17 protein-coding genes and 1 pseudogene are annotated in these 22,602 nt (G+C 55.0%); 5 read left to right on the top strand and 13 right to left on the bottom strand.

The window, feature by feature from the left end; translation table 11 throughout:
* Position 1 precedes the first annotated feature (1 nt).
* From mraY to GSQ94_RS08120, 9 genes are all read right to left on the bottom strand, one after another.
* On the bottom strand, positions 2-1,138 hold the full coding sequence (mraY, locus tag GSQ94_RS08080) for a phospho-N-acetylmuramoyl-pentapeptide-transferase (RefSeq protein ID WP_158943052.1): 1,137 nt from the start codon (positions 1,136-1,138) through the stop codon (positions 2-4).
* Positions 1,139-1,277: 139 nt separating this feature from the next.
* Complete coding sequence (locus GSQ94_RS08085; protein ID WP_158943053.1) at positions 1,278-1,901, bottom strand: hypothetical protein; 624 nt, start codon at positions 1,899-1,901, stop codon at positions 1,278-1,280.
* 61 nt (positions 1,902-1,962) lie between these two features.
* A complete protein-coding gene (gene murF, locus GSQ94_RS08090; RefSeq protein WP_158943054.1) occupies positions 1,963-3,351 on the bottom strand; it encodes a UDP-N-acetylmuramoyl-tripeptide--D-alanyl-D-alanine ligase in 1,389 nt (462 codons plus the stop codon).
* Positions 3,348-4,838, bottom strand: a complete 1,491-nt coding sequence (locus GSQ94_RS08095; RefSeq protein ID WP_158943055.1) for a UDP-N-acetylmuramoyl-L-alanyl-D-glutamate--2,6-diaminopimelate ligase — start codon at positions 4,836-4,838, stop codon at positions 3,348-3,350. Before GSQ94_RS08095 ends, murF begins: the two co-directional genes overlap by 4 nt.
* A gap of 46 nt (positions 4,839-4,884) precedes the next feature.
* Positions 4,885-7,221, bottom strand: a complete 2,337-nt coding sequence (locus tag GSQ94_RS08100) for a penicillin-binding transpeptidase domain-containing protein (protein WP_158943056.1) — start codon at positions 7,219-7,221, stop codon at positions 4,885-4,887.
* A 97-nt stretch (positions 7,222-7,318) separates the two neighbouring features.
* Positions 7,319-7,840, bottom strand: a complete 522-nt coding sequence (locus GSQ94_RS08105; RefSeq protein ID WP_158943057.1) for a cell division protein FtsL — start codon at positions 7,838-7,840, stop codon at positions 7,319-7,321.
* 210 nt (positions 7,841-8,050) lie between these two features.
* Entirely contained in the window at positions 8,051-8,944 is an 894-nt protein-coding gene (gene rsmH / locus GSQ94_RS08110) for a 16S rRNA (cytosine(1402)-N(4))-methyltransferase RsmH (RefSeq protein ID WP_158943058.1), read from the bottom strand.
* A 46-nt stretch (positions 8,945-8,990) separates the two neighbouring features.
* Positions 8,991-9,452 (bottom strand): division/cell wall cluster transcriptional repressor MraZ, encoded by a 462-nt coding sequence (locus tag GSQ94_RS08115; RefSeq protein ID WP_158943059.1) that lies wholly within the window; start codon positions 9,450-9,452, stop codon positions 8,991-8,993.
* 323 nt (positions 9,453-9,775) lie between these two features.
* On the bottom strand, positions 9,776-10,303 hold the full coding sequence (locus tag GSQ94_RS08120; RefSeq protein ID WP_158943060.1) for a DUF2127 domain-containing protein: 528 nt from the start codon (positions 10,301-10,303) through the stop codon (positions 9,776-9,778).
* A gap of 253 nt (positions 10,304-10,556) precedes the next feature.
* Between GSQ94_RS08120 and GSQ94_RS08125 the strand changes: the two genes are divergently transcribed.
* Positions 10,557-11,111 carry a fasciclin domain-containing protein gene (locus GSQ94_RS08125; protein WP_158943061.1) on the top strand — a complete coding sequence of 185 codons (555 nt, stop codon included), beginning with the start codon at positions 10,557-10,559 and terminating at the stop codon, positions 11,109-11,111.
* 773 nt (positions 11,112-11,884) lie between these two features.
* On the opposite strand, the gene dxs is transcribed toward GSQ94_RS08125, so the two are convergent.
* Positions 11,885-13,777 (bottom strand): 1-deoxy-D-xylulose-5-phosphate synthase, encoded by a 1,893-nt coding sequence (dxs, locus tag GSQ94_RS08130; protein ID WP_158943062.1) that lies wholly within the window; start codon positions 13,775-13,777, stop codon positions 11,885-11,887.
* Between the two features lie 269 nt (positions 13,778-14,046).
* Between dxs and GSQ94_RS08135 the strand changes: the two genes are divergently transcribed.
* The 3 genes from GSQ94_RS08135 to GSQ94_RS08145 all read left to right on the top strand — a co-directional run bounded on the left by GSQ94_RS08135 (position 14,047) and on the right by GSQ94_RS08145 (position 18,818).
* Positions 14,047-14,853 (top strand): ABC transporter ATP-binding protein, encoded by an 807-nt coding sequence (locus GSQ94_RS08135; RefSeq protein WP_158943063.1) that lies wholly within the window; start codon positions 14,047-14,049, stop codon positions 14,851-14,853.
* Complete coding sequence (locus GSQ94_RS08140; RefSeq protein ID WP_158943064.1) at positions 14,841-16,577, top strand: hypothetical protein; 1,737 nt, start codon at positions 14,841-14,843, stop codon at positions 16,575-16,577. The genes GSQ94_RS08135 and GSQ94_RS08140 overlap by 13 nt, the downstream gene beginning before the upstream one ends.
* Positions 16,578-16,688: 111 nt before the next feature.
* Positions 16,689-18,818, top strand: coding sequence for a prolyl oligopeptidase family protein (locus GSQ94_RS08145; RefSeq protein WP_158943065.1), 2,130 nt, complete (start codon positions 16,689-16,691; stop codon positions 18,816-18,818).
* Positions 18,819-18,881: 63 nt separating this feature from the next.
* Here the strand turns inward: GSQ94_RS08145 and pgeF are convergent, their stop codons facing one another.
* Entirely contained in the window at positions 18,882-19,712 is an 831-nt protein-coding gene (gene pgeF, locus GSQ94_RS08150) for a peptidoglycan editing factor PgeF (RefSeq protein WP_254063731.1), read from the bottom strand.
* A 279-nt stretch (positions 19,713-19,991) separates the two neighbouring features.
* On the opposite strand from pgeF, the gene aroE reads away from it, so the two are divergent.
* Entirely contained in the window at positions 19,992-21,572 is a 1,581-nt protein-coding gene (aroE, locus tag GSQ94_RS08155) for a shikimate dehydrogenase (RefSeq protein WP_254063732.1), read from the top strand.
* 268 nt (positions 21,573-21,840) lie between these two features.
* Here the strand turns inward: aroE and atpC are convergent, their stop codons facing one another.
* Positions 21,841-22,275 (bottom strand): ATP synthase F1 subunit epsilon, encoded by a 435-nt coding sequence (gene atpC / locus GSQ94_RS08160; RefSeq protein ID WP_158943067.1) that lies wholly within the window; start codon positions 22,273-22,275, stop codon positions 21,841-21,843.
* Positions 22,276-22,278: 3 nt separating this feature from the next.
* Positions 22,279-22,602 (bottom strand): annotated as a pseudogene (locus GSQ94_RS21350) (F0F1 ATP synthase subunit beta); the annotation flags it as partial.

Consider the following 22,602-nt stretch of genomic DNA (forward strand, 5'->3'; position numbering starts at 1 on the left):
CTCACCGCAGCTTCAAAGTAGTCAACGCAAACAATGCAAAAACAAGTGCCAGAATCCAGAATCGCGCAATCACCTTTGACTCAGACCAGCCCATCAACTCGAAATGGTGATGAAGCGGTGCCATCTTGAAGATTCGTTTTCCGTTTCTCAGCTTATAGCTTCCCACCTGCAGCATGACGCTCAGCGCCTCAAGAATAAACACGCCACCAATAAACGGTAGTAACAGCTCTTGCTTGATGACAACCGCCACCGTACCGATAGCTCCACCCAACGCAAGACTTCCTACATCCCCCATGAAGATCTCAGCCGGATGGGCGTTGTACCAAAGGAACCCTATGCTCGCACCGACCATGGACCCGCAAAAGACGGTAACCTCACTGACCATTGGCATCCTCTGTAGTTCCAGGTAGTCCGAAAACACCACATGCCCGCTTACGTATGTCAGCACCGTAAGTGCAGCGGCCGCAATGATCGTGCATCCGATTGCAAGTCCGTCAAGTCCATCGGTCAGATTCACCGCATTGCTCGCACCCGCGATCACAATCATCACAAATACTGCAAACGGCACAAAGACCAGCCAGTGCATATGTGGAATATGCCCCATCCACTCCCAGACCAGATCGGGCCGAAACCGCTTTGCAAATGGCACCATCAACCGAGTGGAATATCCGCCGCGCGTCTCCATCACAATCAGCGCCGCTGCTACCCCACCGCTCGCAACGAACTGGAATCCCAGCTTTGCTCGTGCCGTCAGTCCCTGATTTCGGCGATGCACCACCTTGATATAGTCATCCGCAAATCCGATCGCACCAAATGCCAGGGTGGAAAGCATCACCAACCAAACATATGGATTCGAAAGATCTGACCATAGGAGCGTGGGCACTAAAATCGAGATACAGATCAGAACCCCACCCATCGTTGGGGTTCCACTCTTCTTCTGATGCGATTGCGGCCCTTCCTCCCGAATATATTGGCCAATCTGAAACTCGCGCAGCTTTTCGATGACATACGGCCCGATCAATAAACCAATCAAAAGCGCCGTAAGGCTGGCAAACACCGTACGAAACGTGAGGTATCTAAAAATACGAAACAGCCGGAAATAAGGAAACAGCTTCTGATAGAGCAACCAATAGAGCAAAATGCCTCCGTCTTTTACCCGCAGCTTATGCCCGTTTTGTTGCGAGTCACGGCTATCTTAACAGCACCGTGCCCTGAGACCTTCGGTTATCTCATGTGTGAACCAAGCCGAATCCCACTTGGTCTGGGAGCCATCGCAATCAAAGCCCATTCTCAAGAGCAAAGCAGAGTGCATCCGCGGCCATGGCAAGCTCAAACGCCAGATGAGCATCGTGATCCGAATCCTCGGCTTGTCGCAGTAACTCAACGGTCACCGGAAAGAGATCTGCTCCCTTACCCCGCTCTGCGTGCTCTATCTTCTCCAATCTGTGATCTGTTCCCGCAATAAACTTCTCCAGCCAAGCCGGTGGTGGCGACGCAACCTTCTGCCTGTGCTTATCCCTTGCCGCATAAAGACCGGCCAGCGAAAGATGCTCCGCGGCACGCAAAACCCCGATCGCCCGCAGCACAAACTTATTGCCGTCTTCACCCTCCGTGGCTTTGCGATACAGCTTCACGCCTCGATTCAGTAAGTCGCGCAGATCTTCTCCGGTACCTTTTTCCATCAGCGAAATCACTACAGAAGCTCGTTGCATGTGGTGAAACGCCGTCATAAGGCCATGGTCCGCGGCATAAATAACCGTCGTCGCGACAGCTTTTCCCCCAATATGTTTCGTAGTCTTTTTTATGCGCTTTTTTGTCGAGTTTTTAACTAATTTCTTTGCGTGCTTCTTCAGCGCAGATCCAGATTCTTTCCTGACACGTGTACTTCCCTTATCTGCCATAGTTGCGCTCCGTAGGGTCTCATTAGGCTTCCTCACTCCGATGCTTGATCTTCTGGGCCGTTCACTCCGACACTCCCGAAAGAACCGTCAAAGCTTTCTCTAATCGCACACCGCGAGATGCCTTCAACAACACTACGTCTCCTGCACGTACATTCGCAACCAGCCACTCGCCTGCCTCTTCGGGACTCGCTACAAATACCCCGTCAACGCCTGCCGCTCTTGCAGCATCCACAAGAGCTTCGGCCATCCCGCGGACTCCGAGCACAAAGTCCACCCCTCTCATTGCCATCCGCGAACCGCAGGCACCATGAAACACGGCTGCGTCTGAACCAAGCTCCAACATCTCGCCTGAAATTACAACGTGTCGTTCAGCCGGAATCGCCATCAGCGCATCCACCATAGCATCTAACGCTGTGGGATTGGAGTTGTAGCAGTCGTTGATCAGCAGCGCCCCGCGCCACGCCAGCACCTCACCCCGTTTGTCGCTGGCGCGCATCTCACTCACCGCCGCAGCACATTCGTCGAGCCCCATCCCGCTCTGCAGCCCTGCAGCAATGGCAGCGAGTGCGTTCGGTACATTGTGCCGGCCGAGCATCCGCATCTGGACACTTGCCCGCATGCCTTGAGCCTCTACCGTAAACACCACGCCTTCTGCGCCCACCTCCGTCACGTTGATGGCTCTGACTCCGGCACCCTCGCCTAATCCATAGAACACTGCTCGGCTCCCAAGTCCGCGGCCAAATGCAGCTACATAAGCATCATCAAAGTTTAAGATAGCCAAACCGTCCTGCGGCAGCGCTTCAATTAACTCATATTTAGCGCGTGCAATTCCGACTATTCCTTCTGGGAAAAATTCAAGGTGCACCGGTGCCACATTCGAAACAATCGCCCAATCTGGTTCAGCGATCTTCGCTAGAGCAGAGATCTCACCTGCATGATTCATCCCCATCTCGATGACCGCGACTTCGTGTTCTCTTTCCAGTTTCAAAAGCTGCAATGGCACACCAAATTCGTTATTCAGATTCCCAGCTGACTTCAGAACTTTGAACTTTGAACCCAAAACCTGAGCGATAGCCTCTTTGGTGGTCGTCTTGCCAGCCGATCCGGTAACTCCAATCACTCTTCCGCCCCATAGTCGACGTACAGCATGTGCTAGTTGTTGGAGAGCCCGAAGGACACAGCCTTCGCAGTCTGCCACCTGCAATAGACGTCTCTCATCTACATCAGAAGGCACGAGCCAACTATTGCTCACCACCGCAGCTACAGCGCCATTCGCGAGAGCCCTAGACACATAGTCGTGACCATCCAACCGCTCGCCACGAACTGCAAAAAACAACTCACCCGAACCAATCGTTCGCGAGTCGATTCCGTACCCCAATGCCTCCACTGATGTATCGAATTCTCCATCCGCATGAATCCAATCTGCTACCTGCCCCAATGTAAGCTTCACGCAGTCCCCCTTAGAACATCAGCAGCTATAGCCACATCGTCAAACGGAATAGACCCGCCCTTGAGAATCTGCACCTTTTCATGTCCTTTGCCTGCGATCAAAACAATGTCTCCAATGCGAGCTGCGCGAATCGCAATCTCGATCGCACCAGCTCGATCTTCCTCAACAATGAAGGTCGTTGCGGTCTCTCGTACTCCAATCAAGGCATCTTGAATGATCACCATCGGGTCTTCGCTTCGAGGATTATCGCTCGTGAGAACCACTAGGTCGCTGCCCTCGCCAGCTGCCTTGCCCATCCGCGGTCGCTTCGTTTTATCCCTATCGCCACCACAACCAAACAAAGTAATTACCCTACCGCCGTGCTTTTTGACCAAATCCCTCGCCAATGAAATCAGGTTTCGCAGAGCGTCATCCGTGTGCGCGTAGTCCACCACCACCGTAAAACCAAGCGACGACGGCACAACCTCGAAACGTCCCGGCACCTGACTCCCCGAAGCAGCCCCCGCAACAACCTCTTCCAGCGTCAATCCTCTCGCCAATGCCGCGCAGGACGCCGCTAACAGGTTGTACACATTCACCCTTCCCGTCAACGGCGACCGAATCGGCACATCTCCGTTTGGAGTCTTAAAAACAAATGTCGTCTCACCTGCACGCAGCACCACATCCTCAGACCGATAATCGCCACCGTCCATACCATAGCGCATCACTTCCGACTGCAACGAACTATGCGCTAATCGTTTGCCACCCCAAAAATCATCATCATTAATCACCGCGACTCTCGGAGGAGGACTCCCGACTCCACTAAACAATCTCGCCTTCGCCGCAAAATACTTCTCCATCGTGCCGTGATAGTCCAGATGGTCCTGAGTCAGATTCGTGAACATCGCCACATCAACCGACAATCCCCATACTCGCTCCTGCTCCAACGCATGACTGGACATCTCCATCACTGCTTCGGTAGCTCCAACCTTCACACCCGCTGCAAATATCTCCAAGATGTCTCTAGATTCAGGAGTCGTATGGGGTGAGACACGCACCTCAAGTCCCACGTGCGTTTCAATCGTCCCAATTAGCACGCACGTCCGATGAACACTCCGAAGTATCGTCTCAAGCAGGAAAGCTGTTGTCGTCTTACCGTTGGTTCCGGTTACTGCACTTAGCGCAAGTTCGCGGTCCGGATGTCCCATCACTGCCGAACTCACCTCCGCTAAAGCACGCCGACCTCGCTCCACCAAAGCGGCACCAACTTTGGCATGCTCATGACGCAACTTCGCATAAGCTTCGCGAGAGTCCGTCACTACTGCAGTCGCACCCTTTGTAACGGCCGTCTCTATGTACTGATTACCATCAGTTGACTCGCCCCGCATGGCAACAAATACATCGCCAGATTCCACACGTCGCGAATCATACTCGACCCCGGAGACCTCGATTGGAGCACAAAAGCGATCCTCCGAACTCAGGCTGTTACAAATCGTCTCCCAATTCATAAAAAGATGCTAGCCGAGAACCCAACCATCTCGCAGCACAAATCGCTCATCGACTGAACCGTACCACGATCTCCGTCCCAGCAGGCACCATCATACCCGCTGCTGGCACCTGATCTCGAGCTAGTCCACTCCCCACCGCTTGCACACGTAAACCAACGGAATCCGCCCGTTCTACTACACCTCGCAGGCCCGTTCCCTCAAACGAAGGCACCGGAACCCGCAGTCCGGCATCCACCACGACGGCCCCCTTCTCCTTCGTATTGGCCATTGGTGAAACTTTCTGTGCTGTCGACTGTGTGGAAGTTTCTGAGACAGAACTGGGAACGCCGTTTGCGTGGAATGCCGTAAGCACCTTCGCCGGGAGCAGATTCAAGATTCCTGGTGTGCTCACGGAAGCCTTAGCTGTCATCGGAGCAGGCCTCTCGTTTACTGTCGCTACCTCATTGGTAGCAGGAGCAGAAGGCCCCGGTGCTCGCAGCGGATCGTCTGCAGGCAAACTGTTCACATCGTCGAACATCGCGTTCAGGTCCGCCGTGCTGTCAGTAGGCGAGTCGTCAATAATATCCTTCTGCGCTACCTGCAACTCTTTTTTTGTCTTCAAAGGCTGGTCATGCGGCACTCCCAGATACTCCAGCACTTGCTGCGCCACATCCGCAAACACCGGTGCGCTCGCCGCTCCGCCGTAGTGCGCTGCTTCACCGCCAGCCGTAGGCGTATCGATTACCACGGCGATCGAGATCGCCGGATTGCTCACGGGAGCAAAACCCGCAAAGCTTGCCACCAGTTTCGTGTGCGAATAAGTATGAGTCGCCACATCAATCTTCTGCGCAGTCCCGGTCTTGCCGGCGGAGCTATAACCGTTCAACGTCGCCAGCTTGCCCGTGCCCTCAGTCACAATGCCCTGCATCATCATGCGCATCTTGGCCGAAGTCATCTCCGAGATCACCCGATGAGCTCCATCAGGCAATGACAATGGTAGCTGATTCGATGGTCGAAACGCAGCCGGCTTCAACCTCGCATCACCCTTCATCTCATCGGTTGATTGCAACAGTACATGTGGAGGCATGTAAACTCCGCCATTCGCCAGCGCACTTACCATCGTCACGAGTTGCACCGGCGTGACGCCGACCTCCTGTCCGATCGCCATCGATAGGATGCTTGTCGATCCCCACTTCTTCGGCGCCCGCAGCAGACCACGTGTCTCGCTCGGCAGCTCAATCCCAGAACGGTCGCCAAAGCCAAATCCGCGCATGTAGCCATAGAATTTATTCGGCCCCAGCTTTAGAGCCATCTTCGCCGCGCCCACATCGCTTGAATGCTCCAGCGCATATTGCACCGTTACCACACCGAAGTGATCGCTGTGGTCGTCATGCAGGGTGCGACCGTACATCGTCATCGCGCCGCCTTGGCAGTCCACCAGATCTGTGGGCTGCACACCCGCGCCGTCCAGCGCCGCCGAATACGTCACCAGCTTAAAGGTCGATCCCGGTTCATACACATCGCTTACCGCCAGGTTCTGCAACACACTCGAATCCATGTGCTTCTGGTCATTTGGGTTGAACCGCGGCGCGATCGCCAGCGCCAGAATCTGTCCAGAGTGCGGATCCTGTACCACTACCGTCCCATGCAGCGCTCTTGTCTTAAGCATCTGCGCATCCAGGGCCCGCTCTGCCATGTATTGAATATTCGCGTCGATCGATAGAACGAGGTTCTCGCCCGGCATCGGTTGGCTCTCTTCGCTGCCCAGCACATGCCGTCTCGCGTCGAGTGCAGTCAGCATATGCCCAGGCTCACCATGCATATCCTGGTCAAACTGCCGCTCCAAGCCACCTAATCCGATGTCGTCCGTCCCCACATACCCCAGCACCTGAGCAGCCAGGTCATTGTTCGGATAAAAGCGCTTGAACTCTTTTTGAAAATAGACACCTTTCAAATTCAACTCACGCAGACGATCCGCAATACTGGGATCGACCTTCCTCGCGACCCAGGCAAAGTTCCTCGAAGCGTTGAATCGCGCCAACATCTGCTGTTGCGAAGTGAAGTTATCCCGCGGATCGGCATGCACAATCTCAGCCAGTATCTCCGCCGCGCTGACGCGATTATCTCCAAGTTCGGAAGGCACGGCATACACGCTATCTACCTGCACCGTTACTGCAAGCTCACGCAGGTTGCGGTCGTACAGCATTCCTCGGCGAGGCGCAACCTCGAACGTTCTCTGTTGTTGCATTGCCGCGCGATGCACAAAATCCGGATGGCGGACTACCTGCAGCCACCCTAGCCGCACGGCAATCATTACAGTCCACGCGAAAAAAAACAGCGCCACATAGGCGAAACGGATCCTCCGTATCGGAGCGGTCAACGTCTGCCGTGGCGCCTTGTTCATCTCATCCCTGCTTTATCGTTGTTGTACTTCCGATCCCTCATTCGTCAGAACTTCTCCGCTAAGTCGAACCACCTCGACCGCCTTCCGTCCAACACCCCTACTGAGCAATCTGCATTGAGGGAATACTTGCCTGTGCAAGCGCAGGAGCATTCGGATCTCCGCCCTCCGGCCGCACCACTTGTCCCGGCTCCGGCTCGCTCAACCCAAGCTGTTTGGCGATCCGATCAATTCTGCCCGGATCCGTCAACTGCGCCTCACTCAACCGCAGCTGCCGATTCTCCTCCCGCAGCTGTTCCACCTGTTGCTTCTGCGCCTCGACGTGATAACCAATCTCAATCGCCGAAAAGTGCTGCCACACATAAACCATCACCAGCACAAACAGCACGCTCATCACACCAGTAAACGTGCGCATCTCGCGCCGTCTCTCCGGATCATCCGCTTTCACAATGCGGCTGTTGTCGATATGCTTCGTGAAGAAAACCTCAGGCGTCGGTCCACGGCGCGCACGCCGCTGCGTCTCATACAGCTCACGATTCCGCGCTGTCAGCGACTCCGCACGGCTCTGCGCCCGCGAGCCCAGCATCTCTAACTGTTGTCCTGCCATCGCCGAAGCTGCCATCGTGCACCTCTCTGAATCTGCGTCGAAAACCCTGAGCCCAAATTTGCCACTCTCCAACGTACGAACCGGGCCGGGATCGCTATTGGAGGAAGGGACTTTTTGTTACAGAGTTGTCTTTCGCCTGAAAGAAGGTGGGACAACCCCGGCCCGATCACATGTTTTCTCTATATATAGACTGCACCATTTTCAGTGCAACAGAGAATCTCTTACCTAAATTTTTTCGGCCGCCCTCATCTTGGCACTGCGCGACCGCGGATTTCTCATCTGCTCTTGCTCTGCCGCCACAACCGGCTTCTTCGTCAAAACCTCAAATACCTTCGCGTCCTTCGCCGCCTTGAACGCATCCTTCACCAGCCGGTCCTCCAAAGAGTGGAAGCTGATCAACACCAGCCTTCCTCCCGGCTTCAACAGAGACCCCGCGCTCTTCAGCAGCGATTGAATCTCTCCCAACTCGTTATTCACGCGAATCCGAAGTGCCTGAAAGGTTCTTGTAGCGGGATGAATCTTCTCGCCTTTCATTGGTGGGGCCTCGGCCGATACGATTCGAGCCAATTCTGCTGTAGTCGTAATCGGCCGGGCCCTAACAATGGCTCTGGCGATTCTCCGCGACCTCCTTTCCTCTCCGAATTCGTAAATCAGGTCGGCGAGTTCGTTTTCGTCTTCCTGATTTACCACTTGCTCGGCCGTCTCCCCGCTGCGCGTATCCATCCGCATATCTAACGGGCCATCCGTCCGAAAACTAAATCCTCTGTGCGCCTCGTCCAGCTGCAGGCTGCTCACGCCAAAATCAGCAAGCAATCCATCCAGGCTCCCCGGCTCAAGCAGGCTCGAAGCCTCCGAAAACGCCCGCGGCTCAAACACCACCTCCGGCATCTGGTCTCCCAGCTCAGCCCGCAAGACCTCAAGCCTTGCTTTAGCCTTTTCCATCGCCTCCGGGTCGCGGTCAAAGCCAATCAACTTGCCTTTGCCGCCCAGCCTCTTCGCTATCTCCGAAGAGTGCCCCGCCAGACCCAGCGTCGCGTCAACCACCACGCCGCCCGGCCGCACATTCAAATACTCCAAAACTTCTTCTAAAAGAACCGGCACATGTTGCGGACTCTTCATAGTTCACCCGCCTTCTGTGCTGCCCCTGGGGGCCATCTTGCACTTGCTAAGCAACTGCCTTGGTCTTATCCGCGAACGCCATCAAATCCACATCCGTCAGCTCAACGGCTCCACTTGCCTTCTTCATCTCGGCATCGAACAGCTCTGCATTCACAACTTCCAACAACGTCTGCGATCCCAGAACATTGACCTCGCCCGTCACCTTCGCCAGCTCCCGCAGCTTCTGCGGAATCAGCACCCGGCCCTGTGCGTCCATCTCAGCCATCTGGCCGTAAAAATTCGTTACGTCCTGAAACTTCTTCCGAACCGGATCCATCGGGGACATCTTCGACAGCGACGCCTCGATCTGCTCCCACTCCTTCAGCGGATAAACCTGCGCCCGCTTCCCATCCATGCTCGTTATGTAGAACTGGGGTCCGTACAGCTCATCCACACGACGCTTGAACTCGGCAGGGAGTTTTAATCTCCCTTTCTCGTCAACGCGTGTTGGGTGATTTCCCCGAAACATAACGACCTCGATACCTTGTCCAACTCAAATTCCGTTCAAAATCACTTCACGTCGTAGAATTTTGTATGTCAGGAACCTAGTTTGATCCACTAGACTCCAAAATCTTCTACTTCGTTCCACCAGCATCGCCGAGCGCCTCCCCCCTGTAAAGAGTTAATTTGTGCAACTTCTGTGCAATTCCCATATTGAATTGTGGAAAACTCAGCACGTAGGGCGATCTAAGTTGAGGACCCCTACAGGTAGTGTTTACGCTTACGGTTCATACTCACTCAGTCACTTGCGGGCCTTGAATCGATCTGATAAGCGAAATAAAAGCGAAACTGCTAGCTTTCGCCAAGCATCTTCTTACGGCGCAGCAACCAGATCAGGTAAGCCAGTACCCCTAAGTTAATGACTAACAGGCTAAGACGAAACCAATCAGGCCGCCGAATCAACTCATACAGCTCCCATGGCAAAAATGAGATCGTCAGAATCAACGTCAGATACTCAGCCCAGACCTTCTCCATCAGCAGGCCGATCCCTTCCGTCAATGCCAGCGCCGAGTAAGCAAATGTCGCCACGCTGATCTGTCTCAACCGGTGTGCATCAATCAGGTCGACTTTATCGAGCAGAAGCGCAACCAGCCGGCTCTCAGGATCGAATCTCAGCTTCAAGGCAAGTCGCATCACCTCATCGCCGATGTCTTTATGCAGCAGATGAATCGCGCCAGCACCGATACAGAAGAAGAAGATCGCCTTCCCCAGCTTGAAGAGCCCGATCAACAACAATCCACGGTCATGCACACCGGCAGGGTGAGCCCCCTTGTCCTGTGTCGGCATCAACTCATGGCTGCTGATCGACTCTTTTAACATAAGCTCCGACCTTCAGTTGACGAGGACTGCGTGGAATTGTCAACGCCCCCTTGGTAGTAGTCGTCGCTTCACATCATCAACATCTTTCCGCTAACAGTTGCGCTCCACAATCAACATCGCGACGCACGGTCCAATCGGGAGCATCGCGGGCGTGGTGTGGTCAATCCACTCCACTCAAGTGGACGTAGATGATTATGAGTGCCCCTGCAGGGAACGAGCTTCTGAAAATCAAGAACACAAAAGGACATTGAAAATGAAGAAGACCTTCCTATCCACCCTTGCAGTAGCCGCTCTGGCAATCTCCTCTCTCGCCGCAAATGCACAGAAGGACCCTGATGTTGGCGGCGCAGCCATGTACGCCAACAAGACCATCGTTGAGAACGCGGTCAACTCACCGATCCACAAGACCCTTGTCGCCGCAGTCAAGGCTGGCGGCCTGGTGGACACACTCAACAGCGCTGGTCCCTTCACTGTCTTCGCTCCGACCGATGATGCGTTCGCGAAGCTTCCCGCTGGCACCGTCGATACGCTCGTGAAGCCAGAGAATAAGGCCACCCTCGATAAGATCCTCACCTATCACGTCGTAGCCGGCAAGATCTCTTCCAAAGAACTTATGAAGATGATCAAGAAGGGTGGCGGCAAGGCCACTCTGAAAACAGTTCAGGGCGAAGACCTCACCGCAACTATGTCAGACGGCAAGATAATGCTGACGGATGCTAAGGGCGGCATGGCCACCATCACCACGGCCGATGTCTTCCAGTCCAATGGCGTCATTCACGTCATCGATACCGTCCTTATGCCCAACTAAGAGTTTCCTCCGGCAGTTCCTTTAGGCGCCTCATAGGAGGCGCCTCTTTTTCTGATCACACAAAAGCGCATCCATCTCTTGGTTTCAACCCCTCGCGCTTTCGCTCGTGGCACGTTATAACCAACTCAGCTATGCGCCACACCTTTCACACCGAGCAGTGGCTTCCCTACCCAATCGATCTCGTCTTCGCCTTCTTCGCCAATCCCGAAAATCTGCCTCGGCTCATGCCTCTATGGCAGAAAGCTCGCATAGAAGAAATGACCGTTGCGCCGCCGCCATTGCGTCCCTCATCTTCCTCTGCGTCGCAACTCAGGAGCATCGCAGCCGGTGTAGGTACCAAACTCACCATCAGCTTTCGCCCCTTCCCTTACTCTCCTCTACGAGTTCCTTGGGAGGCCGAGATCGACGAGTTTATCTGGAACGATCATTTTTGCGACCGCCAACTCCGTGGCCCTTTCGCCTTCTGGCATCACTGTCACAGTACGTTTGCGAAGAGTTCTCCCAATGACTCTGGAGTCCACATCGAGGGTACGTTGCTCCGCGACAAACTCGAGTATGAGCTACCACTTGGCCGACTAGGCGAAATTGCAAACAGCCTTCTCATCGCTCGCCAACTTCGTAGCACCTTCGACTATCGGCACGCTCGCCTAAACGAACTTCTGTCTCTCTTATCCCGCACTGATATCGAGCCAAAGCCTCTACGTGCAAGAAGCAGTTATCCACCGATAAGATGAGCTCTAAAGCGGTCCGCTGATCGTCGTCGATAAGCCCACCTACGAATGCTTTGCCAGTACCTGCTCTATCATCTTGCTGAGGTAAGGCCTTGCCTTCTCCAGCGCAGCCTCTGCCGTCAGCCCATATCTCGCACGTAGCGACTCAACCTTGCCATGCTCAATAAACGCATCCGGCCACCCTACTCTCACAACCGGAACCTGAAGCTCCAGCTCATTCAACGTCTCCATCACGGCTGAGCCAAATCCACCAGCCAGCACATGATCCTCCAACGTCACCACAAGCCCACAGCGGCTACCGAACTCATTCACACAATCACGATCCACCGGCTTCGCGAATCGAGGATTGATCACCGCCGCAGAAAAACCTTCCTGTTTCAGCATCTCAGCCAGTCGCTCTGCCTCCGGTAGCATCGCACCAAGGCCAAATATCGCAACATCAGCTCCATGGCGAATCACATCTGCCTTGCCAATCGAAAGCGCGACAGGTTGCGCCTTCACCGCAACTCCAGGCCCTGTACCGCGTGGATAACGGATCGCACTAGGTCCATCATGCAGCATCGCCGTGTACATCATGTCGGCAAGCTCATCCTCATCTTTCGGTACCATGTGAATCAAATTCGGTACGCTCCTCAGATAGCTGATATCGAACAGCCCATGATGAGTAGGCCCATCATCGCCGCTCAAGCCGCCGCGATCCATGCAAAACACTACCGGCAGATTCTGCAGGCAAACGTCATGGACAACCTGGTCGAAGGCGCGTTGCAAAAACGTTGAGTAGATTGCGCAAAATGGCTTATACCCCTTCGTCGCCATACCGGCAGCAAAGATCACTGCGTGCTCTTCAGCAATCCCCACGTCAAAGTATCGCTTAGGGTGGTGGGGCCTGAAGAGATCGAGGGCCGTGCCGTTTGGCATCGCCGCCGTAATCGCGACTACCTTGTCGTTTGCCGTGGCAAGCTTCGTTAGAGACTCTGCAAAGATCTCGGAGTAAGTCTTCTGTCCTGTCGGCTTAGTCTCACCGGTTTGAGCGTCGTACGGTCCCAGCCCATGAAACTTTTTCTGCTTTTCTATCGCAGGCTGAAATCCTTTGCCCTTCTGCGTAATGGCATGCAGCACTACCGGCTTATTCTGCTGCTTCAAAAATTGAAAAGTCTCAATCAGCAGTGGCAGATTGTGTCCATCGATGGGCCCAAAATAGCTTAGGCCAAACTCTTCAAAGAGTGTACCGGGACCGATCAACCCCTTCGCTGCTTCCTCTGCTTTCCTGGCGACATGACGCACAGTCTTGCCGCCAAAACGCTCTAACAAATCTGCAGCACGGTCATGCAGACTCGAGATCGTCGGATTCGTCACTATCTTGTGGAAGTACTCCGCGATCGCTCCAACATTCTTATCGATTGACCACGCGTTATCGTTTAGCACCACAATCAGCCGCTTCGTCTGAACAGCAATATTATTCAGAGCTTCAAACGAGATTCCATTTGTAAACGCTGCATCCCCGGCCAGCGCGACAATATGTTCCTTCCCACCCGACATATCTCTGCCGACAGCCATTCCCAGTGCAGCGCTCAACGCTGTCCCTGCGTGCCCCGCACCATAGCTGTCGTGTTCGCTTTCTGTACGCAGCATAAAACCGTTCAACCCACCCGGCTGCCGAATCGTATGAAATAGCTTCTCTCGCCCTGTCAGCAACTTGTGCACATAGGCCTGATGACTCACATCAAAGACAAAGCTATCCGTCGGGGTATCGAACACATAGTGCATCGCTAGCGTCAGTTCAACGACGCCAAGATTCGGACCGATATGTCCGCCCGTCTTTGCAACCCCCACAATCAATCGCGCCCGTATCTCCTCCGCTAGCTGAGTCAGCTCCGGAATCGACAGCTTTTTTACATCTGCGGGAGAGTTAATCGTCTCAAGAATGTTGCTCATTAAAACCTGTTCTGCAGGTCTCGCTCACCGAGCGTCGCGTCCTGCCCCAAACACGTACCACATTCTCAACTCGGCTGAATGAGGTAGCCCTTAAGTATATCAACCCACGCGCCTCTTCCTTGTTGCTTTTTATCCACCTTTTAGACATCCTGCTCGACATCTGCTAGCTGAGGGATCTATTCACAGGAAAGAGGCAGGGCAACGCAGCATCTTCAAAACCACAAAATGCCGCACTAGACCATTCAATAGCTAAGGTATCCTTCCTTCACATGATCCCAGCCGTCACCACCACTGGCCTGACCCGCCGTTTCGGCGAGTTCACCGCAGTTCAGGACGTCAATCTTTCCGTGGCGCCCGGTCAGTTTTTTGGCTTTCTAGGCCCTAATGGAGCCGGCAAATCCACTACCATCAAGATGCTCACCGGTCTGCTCGCGCCCACCTCTGGCAGCATTCAAATTCTCGGCCTCGATGCCCTTTCCAACCCCACCGAGGTCAAGCGTCAGATTGGAGTTGTTCCCGAGGGCCTTGCCCTCTTTGGCCGTCTCACCGCAGCAGAGTACCTCCGCTTTGTAGGCCGCATGTACGGCCTGGACCAGGCAACCACCGCCTCCCGCACCATCGAACTTCTCGAGTTCATGAGCCTCGCCGGGGAAACAAAAAAACTCATCACCGACTTCTCCCACGGCATGCAGAAAAAGCTCGCCCTCGCCGCCGCCGTCATCCATGGTCCTCGCATCCTCTTTCTCGATGAACCCTTCGAGGGAGTCGATGCCATCGCCTCCGGCACCCTCAAAGCCATGCTTCAGGGCATGATTGCCCGTGGAGCTACCATCTTTCTCACCTCACACGTCCTGGAAATCGTCGAGCGTCTCTGCACTCACATCGCCATCATCGACCGTGGCCACCTTATCGCCAGTGGGTCCCTCGAAGAGTTGCGCGCAGGCGTACAAGCTCGCATCCCCGAAGGCACCGTCGACAGCAGTCAGACTCTCACCCTCGAGCAGATCTTTCTCAACATAGTCGGCAGCGGTTCAAACGCCGTGCATCCTGAGCAGGAGCTCTCATGGCTGGGCTAACTTCTACTCCGCCCCCGCCCCTCGCCACACTGACAGCCGATACCGCCCCATGGACCTCTGCTCAAAGCCGAGCTCAGCTCGCTGCCCTCGCTCAACTCCGTTGGTGTATCTTCCGCAACGCCTTCCGGCGAAAAGGAGGAATAGGTGAGCTGGTCGCTCGCATCGTCTTTCTCCCCATTCTTGGCATCATCGCCATCGGTCCCATCGCAGGCGCAGGCTTCGCCGGCTACTACCTCGTCACATCGGGCAAGCTAAGCCTGCTGCCAGCCCTAACCTGGGCCGTTTTTGCTCTGTGGCAGCTCGTCGTCCTCAATATCTCTGCGCCTGGTCTCAGCTTCGATATCAACACCATCATCCGATTCCCCATCAGTTTTCCGCGCTTCCTCATCGCGCGTCTCTTCTTCGGACTTCTCTCTGCAGCGAACGTAATCGGAACGCTGGCTCTGATAGCTGCCGACATCGGCATAGGCATCGCCCGCCCATCCCTTATTCCCTGGACGACTCTCGTTCTCATCCTCTACGCCCTCTCAAATATCTTTTTCACTCGCATGGTCCTTACCTGGGTCGACCGCTGGCTCTCAACCCGCCGCGCCCGAGAGCTTCTGACCGCATTCGTCCTCTTCGCCTCGCTCGGCTTCCAATACCTCAATCTCAACTTCAACCCCGGTCTTCAGAATGGTCGTCACCACGCCAACCATCTTCCTTTCCTCATCAAACTCTTTCATCACGTCGAACCTGTCGCCGCGTTCCTTCCTCCAGGACTCACCGCAACCTCAATTACCAGCTCCGCCAGGGGACAGGAACTCAACTCTATCGCCGCACTAGTCGGTCTCATCTCGTTCGGAGCTCTTTTTCTTGCCGTCTACGCCGTACGTATGCATCGCGAATTCTCCGGAGAAAATCTCAGTGAACTCACAAAGCAGCCACAGATCCTCCGCGCTCCACACACCTCCACAATCGCCTCGCATCCTTCCTCCTCTTTCGTAAGCGCCAGAACGCTTGGCCTGAGCCCCACCGTCGCCGCCTGCCTGCAAAAAGAGCTCCTCTACCTTCGCCGCAATACTAACCAGCTCTACGGATTCATCGCGCCCATCTTCATGGTCTTTCTCTTCGCCAGCCGCATCGGCAGCAGTGGACGCTTCGGCAGCTTCGTATTCCCTGCGGCGGTAGCCTACTCCATCCTTGGCGTCTCCATCCTCTCCTACAACCTCCTTGGCATGGATGGCGCCGGCATCCAGTTCTACTTCCTCGCGCCCGCCCGTCTGCGAGACGTCTTTCTCGCAAAAAACATAATCGGCTTTCTACTGGGCCTCATAGAGTTCTTCTTGATCTTTGTCGTTGTCAGCTTCGTCGCCCAAGCTCCTTCATCTCTTCTCGCTTTCTCCACGTTCTGCTGGCTTCTCTTTGCCGCCTTCACCAACGGGGCCGTCGGCAATCTACGCTCTTTAGCCGCCCCAAAGAAAGTTGATCTCTCGAAGATCAGTCGCAAGCAAACCTCTCAACTCAGCGCTCTCATAGCCCTCGGTATCGTAGGAGCCTGCTTCGCTGTCGGCTATGGGGGCGTCGTTCTAGCCAACTTAGTCAATCGCCCATGGATCATGATTCCCTTCTTCCTGGCACTAGCCGTCGTTTCCTTTCTCTTCTACCTCGGGGTTCTCAGCCGCATCGATAGAATCGCACTTGATCACCGCGAACAGCTTGCCGAGGAGCTCTGCAAGACCTAAATCGCCTCTGACAAAACTGCAGCAAACCTGCGCTACACTAACCACCTTCACCAACCAACTACTCCAACTGGCCTCAAAGCAAGCGGAATAAGACATGAAGGGAAAAACAAGATGCAGCTTCGGAGCCGTAAGACAGCACTTCTCATCGCATACGCTCTAGTTACCGCTTGGGGAAGCATCTACTCAAAGGCACAAGGCCCCACGGAGCAGCCAGACAAATATCAATGGCTTGAAGATGTCTCCGGCGAGAAACCCATGGCCTGGGTCAACGAAGAAAATGCTCGATCCGCCAAGGTTCTTCAGGCCGACCCACGCTATGGAAGCCTCGCCGAAACCGCCCTCAAAGTGCTCGAATCGCCAACCAGGCTGCCCTCTCCTGACTTCCGTGTTGGCGAGATCTATAACACTTGGCAGGACGCCCAGCACGTCCGCGGTATTCTTCGCAAAGCCTCTCTCGCGAGTTACCTCACAGACCAACCCGACTGGCACACCGTCATCGACTACGACTCCTTGGCCGCGAAGGATAACGAGAAATGGGTGGAGAAGGGTCTGCACTGCCTCTATCCAGGCAACGGCCTCTGCCTTGTCTCTCTCTCAGCCGGTGGAGAAGACGCGGAGACACTTCGTGAGTTCGACCTGAAGACAGAAGAATTCGTCGAAGATGGCTTCGTCCTTCCAAAGTCAAAGCAGGAAGTCACCTGGGTCGACAAGGACTCCCTGCTGGTCGCCCGTGATTGGGGTCCTGGCACCATGACCACATCCGGTTATCCCTTCGTCGTGAAACTCTGCAAGCGCGGCCAGATGCTCGATCAGGCAAAGGAGGTCTACCGCGGTACGGAAGCCGACGTATCTGCGGACGCGACGTCTCTTCACGACAGCCAAGGCAATACAGCGGTTATTCTCTCTCACGGCATCAACTTCTTTGAACGCGAGATCTCCCTCTATACTCCGGAGGGTCCAAAAAAGATCTCGGTTCCCGGAAAATCTGAACTGCAGGGTATGCTCGATGGCCAACTTATCATTGAGCTCAACGAAGACTGGAAGCCCGAGGGTCTCTCGAACACCTATCCCCAAGGCTCAGTCGTTGCGCTTGATCTAGAGGCCGTCAGCAAAGATCCCATCCATCTCAAACCCGCCGTCATCTTCACTCCCACCGCCCGGGAGTTCTTCCAGCAGTCCGCCATAACCAAAAACCATCTCCTCCTCACTACGCTCGACAACGTGCAAGGACGCGCCTATATCTACACCCGGGACGCAAATAAAAACTGGACCCGCAAAAAACTCGACGTTCCCGACAATCTCAGCGTAGAGATTGCAACCACCAATATCTCCGACGACAAGTTCTTCCTCGAAACTACTGGCTTTCTCACGCCCTCTTCACTCCTACTGGGCGACGCCTCCTCAACGACTCTTAAAACGGCGAAAACACTTCCTGCTCAGTTCGACACCTCTAACCTCGTTGTAGAGCAACTTCAGGCCACCTCTAAAGATGGAACCAAAGTCCCATACTTCCTCGTCCGTCACAAAGACATCAAGTATGACGGCTCAAATCCAACGCTTATGAACGCCTACGGCGGCTTTCAGGTCTCGTTGACGCCCGTTTACAATCCAATCCTCGGCAAACTGTGGCTCGAACGCGGAGGCACCTTTGTCCTTGCCAACATCCGTGGAGGCGGCGAGTTTGGTCCTGCCTGGCACGACGCGGGACTTAAGACCAGCCGCCAACGCATCTACGACGACTTCGCCGCAGTGGGCCAGGACCTCTTCGCTCGGAAGATCACCTCTCCACGCCGCATGGGTATCGTCGGCGGCTCTAACGGTGGTCTGCTCATGGGTGTCGAGTTCACGCAACACCCGGAGATGTGGAACGCCGTCGTGATTCAGGTGCCTCTACTTGATATGCTCAACTTCGAGCACATCGCCGCTGGTGCCTCCTGGGTCGGAGAGTACGGCACCGTCACCATTCCCAAACAGCGGAAATTTCTCGCTTCGATATCACCCTATAACCAGCTCAACCCCAGCACAACCTATCCGGAACCGCTTATCTTTACCACCACCAAGGATGATCGCGTAGGCCCCGTCCACGCGAGGAAATTCGCTGCTCGTCTCGAAGAGTTTCACAAGCCCTTCTTCTATGACGAGATCGTCGAAGGCGGCCACGCAGCCGGAGCAAACCTCAAGGAGCAAGCCAATACCCGAGCCGAACAGTACACCTATCTCTCCCGAAAGCTGATGGACTGACCCTCTCTCCACTTGCACAAACGCCGTCCAGACGAATCAAGCTCTCCGTCTGGACGGCGAAGCTCATCCAGCCACACCCACTACGCTCAACATCCTCCCGGTAATTCCCTGTTCCCCGCGATGTGAAAAATACTTCAACCTCCCATTCGCATCGACCCCGCACGCCGTACAATCTCCCACCACGGTAATTCGTTCTTCCGCCACTCCCGCGTTGAGCAGTTGTCGCCGGTTTGCCTCCCAGAGATCCAGGTACATCTCCGCTTCTTCTTCATCGACTCCGATGCGGAATAGTTCCTCGGCATAGTCAAACCTTCTGCCAAACCCCTCTCTCACCTCCAAGCCCACGGCGTAGCAGCAATCCCCAATGCTCGGTCCCACTGCCGCCGCAAGGTCTTCCACATGCGAACCATACTCCTCTACCATCATCGCGACTCCCTGCTCTATAATTCCCGCCACCGTTCCTCGCCACCCTGCATGAAAAGCGCCAACCGCTCTGGTCCTCTCATCCACTAACAGCACAGGCACACAGTCTGCGGTCCCCACTCCCAGCAACACTCCCGGCATGTTTGTGATGAGCCCGTCCCCCTCCAGAACCGCCCTCCCATCAGCAGTCTGCAACTTGCCCTCCGATGCCCCTTCTCCCTCTCGGATCACATGAATGGTGTTCGAGTGAATTTGCCGTACAGTCACCAGCGAAGAACCACTTTTTGTTCCAAAATCAGGATCGACGCACTGCGCAAAATGGACCCGATTTTCCTTCACCGAGACTGCGTCGTCCTCCTTCGTCCACCCTAGATTCAGCGAATTTCCTCCATAAATCGCAGAAGCGCCTCCATGACGCGTACTAAACCCATGCCGCAGCCAGCCGTACCTCTTCCAGGCATCAATCCGCACTATCTCCAGCTCGTTATCCAAGCTAACCCTTTCAATTTAGAACACTTACGTCTAGGCACGGCTCATGCAACTGAAGGTATTTCACGAGTTCCCAGGCTACCGGTTACCTTCTTCGATGGCCGGAGTCTACTTTTAGTACCATAACTAAGCTTCCCGCATCCAAAGAGATGAAAACCATTGACGATGCAAGACAAGGTTAACCCCCTTATACTTCAACAAAAATTTGCATCCTTCCCCGTGGGTCTGTAATATACCGCGATTGTAGACATGAGAGTGAATGTGCCCAGTTTAGCCCCCCAACTTCTTCGTTCCCGTATCGGCAAAGTTTGCGTCGCCATCATCGGCGCCACTCCTGCCGAGATGCTTGAAAAAGCCACTGCCGTCGTCAAAGAGACGCCCTTCCTTGAGTTTCGCCTCGACTATCTCGAGAAACCTCTCCTCGCGCTGCCGAAGTTTAAGCAGTTTCTCAACGACAATACCGCAGTCACAGCTATCGCTACCTGCCGCCGTGCCGCCAATGGAGGCAAATTCACAGGGAACCTCGCCACCGAGATGGAGATCCTCTCTAAGGCAGGGACCTCCGGCTTCCACCTTATCGATCTCGAGCTCGAGTCTGCTGAGAGCTTAAAGAAAGGTGAACTTCAGAAGCTGCGTGACACTGGGGTCGCCCTCATCATCAGCCACCACGACTTCACAGCAACCAAAGATCTCGACGGCATCTTCAAACGTATCGAGCCCTTCAAACCCGACTTCATCAAGATTGTGCCCACGGCCAAAACACTGACTGACAACGTTACTCTTATGCGTTTCATCGAGCGCATGGATGACCACTCGAACATCGTCGGCGTATGCATGGGAGACGCAGGAATCATATCGCGCGTACTCGGTGTCCGTGCTGGGAGTGCCTTCACCTTTGCCGCGGCTACGGCGGGCGAGGAGACCGCTCCTGGTCAGATTGCTGCCCGCACGCTGATCGAAACCTATCGCATCGATCAGGTCGATGCGGCCACCAAGGTCTACGGCGTCGCCGGCAATCCCATCCGCAGTTCGCTCTCTCCCATCATGATGAACACTGCGTTCCGCCGAGAGACGGTCAACGCAGTCTATCTTGCTCTACAGGCCAATAAGCTCGCAGATCTGCTCAAGCTTGTTCACGAGATTCCCATTCAGGGTCTCAGTGTTACCATGCCTCTCAAGCAGGAGATCATGGCGCACCTGGAGAAGACTGATCCTCTTTCGGCCAAGATTGGCGCCTGCAACACGGTTCTTCGCCAGGACGGCAAGCTCTACGGCTTCAACACCGACGTCGCTGGCATTACTGGTCCCATCGAGAAGCGCATGTCACTGCGTGGTGCGAAAGCCCTTGTTCTTGGTGCCGGCGGGGCTGCTCGCGCCGCTGTCTTTGGGATGCGCGATAAGGGTGCTGATGTCTTCATCCTCAACAGAACCGCGGAGACCGCGCAGAAGCTGGCGAAGCAGTCCGGCTCGAAGGCCATCAAGAAGGATGCCCTCACCAAGACTACGTTCGACATCATCGTCAATGCGACTTCGGTCGGCATGACTGGTGTTAAAGGAGCGCCGATCCTCGACGCTGGGGACCTCAACACCAAGCTGGTGTTTGATCTTGTCTACAACCCGTTGGAGACGCCGCTCCTGCGGTTGGCGCGCCAGCAGAGCATCCCAATCATCACTGGAATTGAGATGTTCGTGCAGCAGGGCGCACGCCAGTTCGAGATCTTCACTGGTAAGCCTGCTCCTGAAGAGGAGATGCTACGGGTTGTCATTCACGCTCTTCGACAGCAGGCCGAGGCCGCCACAGAGACCCCGGTACCTCCCTCTAAGACTAAAAAAGCGTCCTGACGGCGAGTTGCCCGGCAGAAAAAATTGGAACCCCGGTGCGAACCGGGGTTTCGACGTTTTACTGGGTTTTTGAGGGGTGTTTTGAGAAAAACGGGTGTTTTCGCGTGGTGATTTTGTGGTGTGATCGTGGTGAAATGCGTGGTCGACGTGGTGCCCTGACAACGTGTTCGCAGTGGTCGAAAAATACGCCACAGGTTTGAACTTTTTTTTGCGAGATAAGAAAGCCGCCTCAACCGAGGCGGCTTTTCAGTTCTCAAAGAAAGAAACGTTAGCTGCTCTTGCCGTCGGCTGAGGCAATCTTCTCTTCAGCCTCGCGGGTGATGGCGTTGGCTTCGTCGTACTTTGCGCCATCGTCGCCAGCCGCATGCCAGAGCTTATCACCCTCCTGAAGCTCCTTCTGAGCCTCAGCACGGTCAATCTCGTTCGGATGCAGCGCGGTCTCGGCCAGAATGGTCACACGCTCCGGCAGCACCTCTACAAATCCCCAGGCGACGAAGAACTTCTGATCTCCCGAGCTTCCTCCATGGAGGCGTACCTCTCCTGCACCCAGCTCAGCGAGCAGAGGAGCAGCGCCGTAGAGTGCCTCAAGGTACCCCGACATCGACGGCAGCTCTATTGACTCCGCCGTCGCGTCCAGCAGAACGCGGTCCGGCGTAACCAGCCGAACCGCTAACAACCCCGAATTGCCAGTCGTCTCTGCCATGAGTTATACCGTCTGCTTCATCTTCTCAGCGGCTGCAATCACGTCTTCGATTCCACCCTTCAAGTAGAAGGCCTGCTCTGGAATGTCGTCGTGCTTGCCTTCGATGATCTCCTTGAAGCTGCGAACCGTGTCCGCGACCTTGACGTAGGCGCCGGGGATGCCGGTGAAGATCTCAGCCACGTGGAAGGGCTGCGAGAGGAAGCGCTGTACCTTGCGGGCACGAGCCACGGTGATCTTGTCTTCTTCCGACAGTTCGTCGATACCGAGAATCGCGATTATGTCCTGCAGATCCTTGTAGCGCTGCAGAATCTTCTTCACGCCCTGCGC

Origin of the sequence: Granulicella sp. S190, assembly GCF_009766095.1 — a bacterium.
Taxonomy (GTDB): Bacteria; Acidobacteriota; Terriglobia; order Terriglobales; family Acidobacteriaceae; genus Edaphobacter.

What these genes read in the sequence shown, in the direction of transcription:
- GSQ94_RS08120 (WP_158943060.1), bottom strand. Translation starts at nt 10,303, where the DNA reads ATGTTAAAAGAGTCGATCAGCAGCCATGAGTTGATGCCGACACAGGAC.
- GSQ94_RS08125 (WP_158943061.1), top strand. Translation starts at nt 10,557, where the DNA reads ATGAAGAAGACCTTCCTATCCACCCTTGCAGTAGCCGCTCTGGCAATC.
- GSQ94_RS08115 (WP_158943059.1), bottom strand. Translation starts at nt 9,452, where the DNA reads ATGTTTCGGGGAAATCACCCAACACGCGTTGACGAGAAAGGGAGATTA.
- GSQ94_RS08105 (WP_158943057.1), bottom strand. Translation starts at nt 7,840, where the DNA reads ATGGCAGCTTCGGCGATGGCAGGACAACAGTTAGAGATGCTGGGCTCG.
- rsmH (WP_158943058.1), bottom strand. Translation starts at nt 8,944, where the DNA reads ATGAAGAGTCCGCAACATGTGCCGGTTCTTTTAGAAGAAGTTTTGGAG.
- GSQ94_RS08095 (WP_158943055.1), bottom strand. Translation starts at nt 4,838, where the DNA reads ATGAATTGGGAGACGATTTGTAACAGCCTGAGTTCGGAGGATCGCTTT.
- dxs (WP_158943062.1), bottom strand. Translation starts at nt 13,777, where the DNA reads ATGAGCAACATTCTTGAGACGATTAACTCTCCCGCAGATGTAAAAAAG.
- GSQ94_RS08135 (WP_158943063.1), top strand. Translation starts at nt 14,047, where the DNA reads ATGATCCCAGCCGTCACCACCACTGGCCTGACCCGCCGTTTCGGCGAG.
- GSQ94_RS08145 (WP_158943065.1), top strand. Translation starts at nt 16,689, where the DNA reads ATGCAGCTTCGGAGCCGTAAGACAGCACTTCTCATCGCATACGCTCTA.
- GSQ94_RS08085 (WP_158943053.1), bottom strand. Translation starts at nt 1,901, where the DNA reads ATGGCAGATAAGGGAAGTACACGTGTCAGGAAAGAATCTGGATCTGCG.
- GSQ94_RS08140 (WP_158943064.1), top strand. Translation starts at nt 14,841, where the DNA reads ATGGCTGGGCTAACTTCTACTCCGCCCCCGCCCCTCGCCACACTGACA.
- GSQ94_RS08100 (WP_158943056.1), bottom strand. Translation starts at nt 7,221, where the DNA reads ATGAACAAGGCGCCACGGCAGACGTTGACCGCTCCGATACGGAGGATC.
- atpC (WP_158943067.1), bottom strand. Translation starts at nt 22,275, where the DNA reads ATGGCAGAGACGACTGGCAATTCGGGGTTGTTAGCGGTTCGGCTGGTT.